Origin of the sequence: Capnocytophaga sp. CM59, from assembly GCF_000293175.1 — a bacterium.
In the GTDB taxonomy this organism is placed as follows: Bacteria; Bacteroidota; Bacteroidia; order Flavobacteriales; family Flavobacteriaceae; genus Capnocytophaga; species Capnocytophaga granulosa.
Genome location: NZ_ALNN01000066.1, coordinates 23957 through 31253, shown reverse-complemented (window position 1 = coordinate 31253; position 7297 = coordinate 23957). Strand labels below are relative to the sequence as shown.

General features: G+C 36.3%; 2 protein-coding genes and 1 pseudogene. 1 reads left to right on the top strand and 2 read right to left on the bottom strand.

Annotation, left to right across the window (positions count from 1 at the left end):
* A pseudogene (locus tag HMPREF1154_RS13815) lies at window positions 1-378 on the top strand (BREX-1 system adenine-specific DNA-methyltransferase PglX); the annotation flags it as partial.
* Here HMPREF1154_RS13815 and HMPREF1154_RS13810 read toward each other — a convergent pair.
* Together HMPREF1154_RS13810 and HMPREF1154_RS12215 are read right to left on the bottom strand one after the other, a co-directional pair.
* A complete protein-coding gene (locus tag HMPREF1154_RS13810; protein WP_009642923.1) occupies window positions 364-3975 on the bottom strand; it encodes an Eco57I restriction-modification methylase domain-containing protein in 3612 nt (1203 codons plus the stop codon). The pseudogene HMPREF1154_RS13815 and the gene HMPREF1154_RS13810 overlap by 15 nt on opposite strands.
* The gene (locus tag HMPREF1154_RS12215; RefSeq protein ID WP_009642912.1) at window positions 3975-7274 is read right to left on the bottom strand and encodes a helicase-related protein; all 3300 of its coding nucleotides are present in this window, start codon (window positions 7272-7274) and stop codon (window positions 3975-3977) included. Before HMPREF1154_RS12215 ends, HMPREF1154_RS13810 begins: the two co-directional genes overlap by 1 nt.
* Between the last annotated feature and the right edge of the window lie 23 nt (window positions 7275-7297).

Here is a 7297-nt window from a genome sequence, read left to right as displayed (position 1 = left end):
TTTAGAGAGGGATTTTGTTGGACAGATGTAAATAGTACTTACTTAAAATCAAGACTTAAAAAGAATGGTGTTTTTGATGTTTTAAGCATGAGCTTATTTACTTTGCTTCCTTCATTACCTGATTGGTATTATGTTTGTTTAATAAACTCAAGATTAATTAGCTTATATGTGGATAATTTCATCAATAATACCTCTCACTTTCAGATAAATGATGCTCGACAATTACCCATTATTATACCAGATAAAATTACCTTAGAGAAATTTGAAAAGTTTTTTAAACAAGCCGTTCAGATTAAAAAGGAGCAATCAAATGAGATAGCACTTGATAATATTCAACAAGAAATAGATGTTTTAGTAAATGAACTATATACCATATAATTCATTTACTATTGTATCTAATTTTTCTTGTATTTCGGAGAGTTTCCTTTCTGCTTCATTTAATGATATTGTCTCTAATGATGTTGCTTTTTTGATTTCAATTGCTGAATTAAATAGTTTTTCGAAGGTTTCTAAGGTCTCGCTAGCTGGAATAATAATCGGAATTTGTCGTGCATCGTTAATCTGAAAAATAACAGTTGAATTAACAAAAGATTCGGTATATCTACTTACAAAATCACTATTACAAATAGAAACTATATATTTTGAAGATATGGAGTTACTATGTAAGGACATTCCTTGTACATCTGTAACACTTTTTTGTTTAAATCTAAACTTTAACTCATTAGAACTTCTTGTTCCATTAATTGCAGACCAACAAAATCCCTCCCTAAAATAATACTGAGGGTTACGAACAACTGGCATACCTTCTCCTTTCTTACCTGAATTGGATTTTAAAAAACCGACATTTTCTTTGTTCCAAGCAATGGCAAAGGGTGTTTCTAAATACCAGCGATTACCGTCCTTATCTCCCTTATCATAAGGCACATAGAATTTTTTAGAAGGGTCTATTCCATTATCTTTTTCCTCTTGAGTGAGAGTCTCTACATCTGCTACTTCATCATCTTCAATAAGTCTATAGATATACCCTTGCCCAAAAATATCTCGGCCAAATTTTTCCTTTAGTCTATCAAAAAGGATAGCTATTTCTATTTCTGATAGTGTGGCTAAATATGCTTTTGCTTCCTCTTCGTTGGTAATTTTAAGATCTGTCTTATAGCGTTTTACTACCTCTAAAAGTTTTTTAGGGCGTGATTCCAATATATTTCTAGCCCACTTAGTAGATCTTCTGACTGCTATATATTTTCCATTATTTCCTGTTTGAAGACCAACCCCTCCTTCGGTTAGACAACCTAATAAAGTTATATCACCAGGTTTTAGACTTTTTCTATAGGATTCCAATTCTTGGCTATACTTGGTAATATTTTTGCTGGTAGAGATTTTATCCCACCACTGCTCATAGAGTTCTTTTACTTTTTTGCCATACAAGCTATGAATTTTCATATTGTACTCGGTAGGTTTGAATATTACAGAGTTCTGCGTATCTATAAAAATGCTTTGAGCTACTTCATAGCGTAATGGTGCTTGTAAATCCTTGCTACCATCCAGAAATACAACCTTTTCATTTTTAGAGGCTACTTTTGAAAAGGAAGTGATACAAGTATCTACCATAGCCGATTCGAAAGGATTGGCCGTATCAAAAATATATTCCAAGTGTTGTGAAAGCAACAAGTCCCTAAGGTTTCTTTTGGTCTGAGTTGTCCAAAATGTTTTGGGGGTGATAAAGGTAAGCACTCCTTTGTCTTTTAAGATCTCATTTCCTTTGAAAAAGAAATGGTTATATAAGTCATCAGCAAAGCCAAAATCAGCTTCCAAGAAAGACTTTATATCTTCTGAAACTCCTTTTGTAGATACATAGGGAGGATTTCCGATAACGATATCAAAACCTCCTTTGTCAAAGACATCTTTGAAGTAAGTATGCCAAAGGAAGTAAGGGCGTTCTATTTTTGTTTGGAAACTGATAAGTTCGTTTTCTATGAGATCAAGTTCTAAGAGGCGTTTCTTATCTGCCATATAGGCTTTGTACTCTTTTCCTTTTGAGGTAAGGGTACCTTTTTGGAGTTTCTCTGCTAAGTCTTCTTCGGAAGTAATGTCAAACTTCTTCTCAAAAAGGTCTACTTTATACTTAACTTGGCGCTTTTCAAAGATGATTTTATAGTGTATTTTTCCTTCTATAAGGTCATTAATCTCTTTGCGTTTGAGAGTTTTATCCTCTGTGGAGGTAAAATAATTTTTGATAAGTTGTTGTATTTTTTCTTTGGCATCACTAAAGAAGGTTAGTCGTTGGATGCTTTTATATTCATCCCCGAAGTCAATAAGGTCATCTACTATAATTTCTTCCTCTTTTCCTATATGGCTTAGATCCACTCCTTGGTAGCTTTCCAAAAGGCTATTGCCCTGCATGATTTTAAAATCTAAGTTAGGGAGGGGTTGTGGTTTTGGTTCATCTACTACAAGACTGAGCCAAAAGCGCAAGCGGGCTATATCCACTGCTCCTGAATCAATATCTACACCATAAATGGTTTGTTCTATGATGTGTTTTTTTATCTGTGCGTCGTTTTGTTCTGGGATAATGCCCAATTGTTGTAGGGTAATCTTAAGGTAGTATATCTCCTGCAGTAAGCCCATAGGAAAAGCCCCAGAACCAATGGCAGGGTCGCATATCTTTACATTTTCTACAGAGGTAGTGATAATATGTTCTTTTTCTCTTATATATTTCTCCTCATCCTCATTAAGAGGTTGGTGCTCTATTATTTTTGTGATAACATCTTTTATTTTTTCTGATGGATCATCAAAGGTTATTTTTGAAAGCAGGAAGGTCTTTAAGCTCTCCTTGCACATATAGTGTACAATCTCCTTAGGGGTATAGAAAGCCCCTTTGTCTTTGTTGTCCTCCAAGAGGTTTTCAAAGATATGGCCTAACATTTCGGGGTCTACCGCTACGGTATGTTCGTTGGGGGAATCCTCATATACGGTAAAGTTATACTTGTCAAAGGTGTCAAAGAGGCGGCTGAAAGTCTCATAGGGGAGGACTATGGAGTCAAAGTTCTCATCTTGAGATTTGTCAAAGAGTCCCCCATTGAGGTAAGGGAAACGCAAAGGATTGGCTTCGCTTTCAGAATCTTTATTGGTAAGGGTATCAAAAAAGAGAGGTACCAAACGTTTTTCATAGAAGTAAGGCCAGTCCTCTTTGGGAGTTTCTTGGTATAGGTGGTAGAGATAGTTATGGTTTCCCTCTCCCCAATTCTTACCTTTGGGGACAGCTAGCCAGCCTTTTTTCTGTATAAAGTATAGGAAAACAATACGCCCCATCATACGTTTTACAAAGTCGCGTACGGCCTTATCATTACCCTTGAAGAGAGCTTGATTGTGTTCTTCTTTGAAGATTTCAGCGACAAACTCTTCATAGATCTCCTTATATTCTCTAAAGAAGTCTTTGCTAAGCATTTCTACGGAGAACACTTCAAAGAAATCTTGCAAGGATAATGGCTTCCCAACTAATTTTTTGAGCCTATCGGTAGCTGTTTTTGTTTTTTCTCCTTCTCCCAAGAGGTAAGTAAAGCGTTTTTCATCGGTGATTTGCTTAATCATTTTCCCTTGAGGGTCTATTTCCTTTACGAATTCGGAGATAAAGGAAAGCCTCCACTTTTTCTCTTGTACAAAAGCTACCAATACCCCATCTACATTGTATTTGTAGATGTTAGCCATGAGCTTTCTAAGGCCTACTTTGTTACGGTATAGGAGCATATCCTCGGAGATATTCACCTGATAGATACCGATAAGCCTCTCATCGGAAGTAAGGTAGCTTCCCAGTTCGTAGGCTTCTTTTACCTTGTCATGGCTTATAGCAATCCTCTGTGGCGCGCTAAGAATCCCCTCATCGGAGGAGCTGTCTTTCTCATGGAAAAGTTGGGTAAGGAAGTCTGTCCAATCTTTTTGGTTATAGGGGTGGGCTAATATATCTTTTAAATCTTTCATTATTTTATAAATGTTTCACTGATTACTATTTCTGGTGTAAAATCTATCATTTTTTCTTTTTGCTCTTTGGTTTCCTCAAAGGATGCTGTGGCATATTTCTTGGTCATGGTCAAGATCATATTTTGTACTTGGCCATAGGTAATTTTTTGTTTTTCAAGCTGTTGTCTTATTTTTTTAATCTCATTAGGAATAGCGGTAAAAGTACCTTTGTCAATGAGCTTAGATAATTGATCACAAGCTATTTTTACTTCTTCTTGATGGGAAATACTTTTGATTTCTCTTAAGAATTTTTTGGCATGCATGGTATTTCCATCTGCTTTATCTACGGAAGTTACCATATGGGTATGGGCATGAGAGAGGTCTTTCTCAAAGGACTGTTGCGCCAAATTTACATCAGTGTAATGAGAAATGGGAAGCTCATATCCTTTTTCTGTAAAGGAGGCTTCAAATCGTTCTGCGGCCTCTAAGAAATCAATATTCTCTACTTCTTTTTGTGCATTGACTCTGTAAAATTCTCTTTTATAAGGAGATTTCATAAAGATAATGGAACCGTCCTTGACGTCGTCAAAGGAAGTATTTTTATTTTTACGGGCAGTACGCGCTTTGAAAGGAATCTTGGCAATTCTTTTGAACTCCGAAGGGTGTGCATCCTTGAACTCACGTACCAGACGTAGGTAATATAATCGCTTATCTTCTTCGCCTTCTTCACCTTCCTTGAAGAGTTCGAATTGTTCAACCAACTCTTCTTTGGTAAATACTTGGGCATCTTCTCCGAAAGCGGAATGAAAACCTTGTAGCTTGACATAGGCTTTCTTGTAGAGGCGGATTTCCTCATCTCCCTGAGCTGAAGGATAGAATAGATAGTTATAGATCACCCCTGTTTCGCTTCCTATTCGGTTGATACGTCCTAAGCGTTGCATAAGTCGGGTAGCATTCCAAGGGGTATCATAATTTAGAAGTACATTGGCACGATGTAGGTTAATCCCTTCGGCAAGTACGTCGGTAGTGATGAGTATCTTCAAGTCATTCTTACGCCCTTTGGTATAGTTGGCATCAAAATTGGCCTGAATTTGCTCAAAGACTTTGTTTCTATTTTCAGAAGAAATTTTTAAAATCTTCTTAGGGTCAATTACTTCAGAAAGTTTTTCATTTAAATAGTTAGCCGTATCATTACTTTCGGTAAAAATAATAAGTTGTTGAGAAGGATTTTTGTCTCTATCTAATAAAACAGTATCTAAAATATCAAATAATTTTTCTATCTTAGGATCATTAGTAACATTTTTCCATTCTTCAACAAGGTTTTTCAATGATTTAGCATCCTTTTCAAGTCCTATAAGGAAGGAAGGGTCGAAATCATCCGCAGAGAAAATGTTGTTTCTTGCATTCTCTACATTCTTTGATAGAACAATTTCGTCAATTTCCTCTTCGGAAAGGCCTTTTTCAAATAAGGCATTGATATTCAGATCAGGGGCTATATATACCTTGTTGTTGGCAAACATCTCGATCATTCGCTGGGTGGATTTCAGTAGATTTTCCAAGGTGTTTTTGAAAGCAACAAAGCTACTTTCCAAACGCTTGACCATAAGGGTTTTCATAATGGCAGCCAAGGATTGTGATACTCTTTCTGCTTGGCTATAGTATTCCTCTTGGATATCTTTCTTTAAGAAACGAATCGCTTGGTAGCGATAATAATTGATTTTGTCATCATCGGTTAGGGATAGAATAGTCTTGTAAAAAAGTTTGCTGATAGTTGGGTTAAGATAATATTCTATGGTCTGTAATGGGGCGATCTCTGGGAAAATAATACCTTGTTGCTTGATGTCCTCTAAGTACTTAGGATATTTCTTAAGGTCTCTTCGGGTACGGCGTACCGTAATTTCGGCAATTACTTTCTCACGTATTTGTTTGTATATCTCACGTATTGCTTCTATATCAGTAGTTTTGGCATCCATAATCTCCCTATATTTCTGTATCAGAGGAGAGAAGAAGTGCTGCAGGTTACTTACTTTTTCAAGGGTACTCTTACGGATATCCTGAAATAATTGTAGTTGGTAATACAAGTCTTCAGGGCGGTTATTCAGTGGTGTAGCTGAAATAAGGATTACTTTCTTTTTGTCTCCTTCTATAAGGCCTTCATTACTTCGGGGTATTTTACAGATGCGTTGCAGATGATTAAATCCTTGTGAGGTATGATTGCGATATTTGTGAGCCTCATCTACAAGAATAAGATCATATTCATCTACCTCCCAGTAGTTGTCTAAGTCAGTGCCATCGGCTATTTTACTAAGGCTTCCGTTGGTGATGAACTTCGTGTTTTTGTCCAAACGGAAGGACTTGAAAGTTTGTTTCCAGTTACTCTCTACCGCAGGAGGGGTCACTACCAAAATCTTTGTTTGTTCAAAACCATTGGCAATACAAAACCGTTTGGCAATCATGGAAGCGACAAGAGTTTTCCCCAGTCCTACCACATCGGCTAAAAAGAAACCATTATGCTTTAGAAGCATGTCAAACCCTTGGTTTACAGCGTCTATCTGATAGCTTAGTTTCTTATAATTTGACGGTAAATCACCAATGGTATTGGGATCATAATCTATATTCTTTCCAAAGTATTCTATAAGTAGCTTGATGAATAGGTCAAAGGGGGTAAACTCTTGCCCTATATAAGTATTCTTGACAAACGATTGTACATCGGTAGGTTCTAGTATGTCTGAGTTCGCCCATAATTTAGCAAATTCATCTTTGGCAAATTGTACATCATCAAAATCTTTTAAGGCAATATTGAGTTCATAATTAGGAGCTTTCTTACTTCCAATACCAGCATCAGTAAGGTTAGACGATCCCATAATAACCCAACCATCGGTATATTCACTATGTTCTTTAGGTAATAGGATATAGAACTTAGCATGAATAGAATGGCTATTGTGAATACGTACCTCAATACGTTTGTCAGCTATATCTTGTATAAAGCTTAAGATACTATCTTCAACCTCTTTGGTATATTTAGCCTCTTTGATATCCTTGATAAACTCTTTTTCAAACTCCTCTTTGGTTTTATTAGCATTGCTAAAGTAGATCATACCACGCCTTTGGGCTTCGAAGACAAGGTTATCTACATTGATACCTACTAAGATTTTGATTTCTTCTACTTCTTTGAGTATCTCACGCATTTTGAAATAGCCAGAAGAGCGAAAATAGGCGGAAACAGCCTGAAATGAATGAGGTTTCATGGCCTTGAGGATACCTTCAAACTTCTTGAATAAGGTATTTCCTTCTGTATTGGTAAAAAATTTTGAACTCACGGGTAATGTGTTAATCTGTTAAT

Coding starts and splice junctions, on each gene's coding strand:
- HMPREF1154_RS13810 (WP_009642923.1), bottom strand. CDS start 3,975: ATGAAAGATTTAAAAGATATATTAGCCCACCCCTATAACCAAAAAGAT.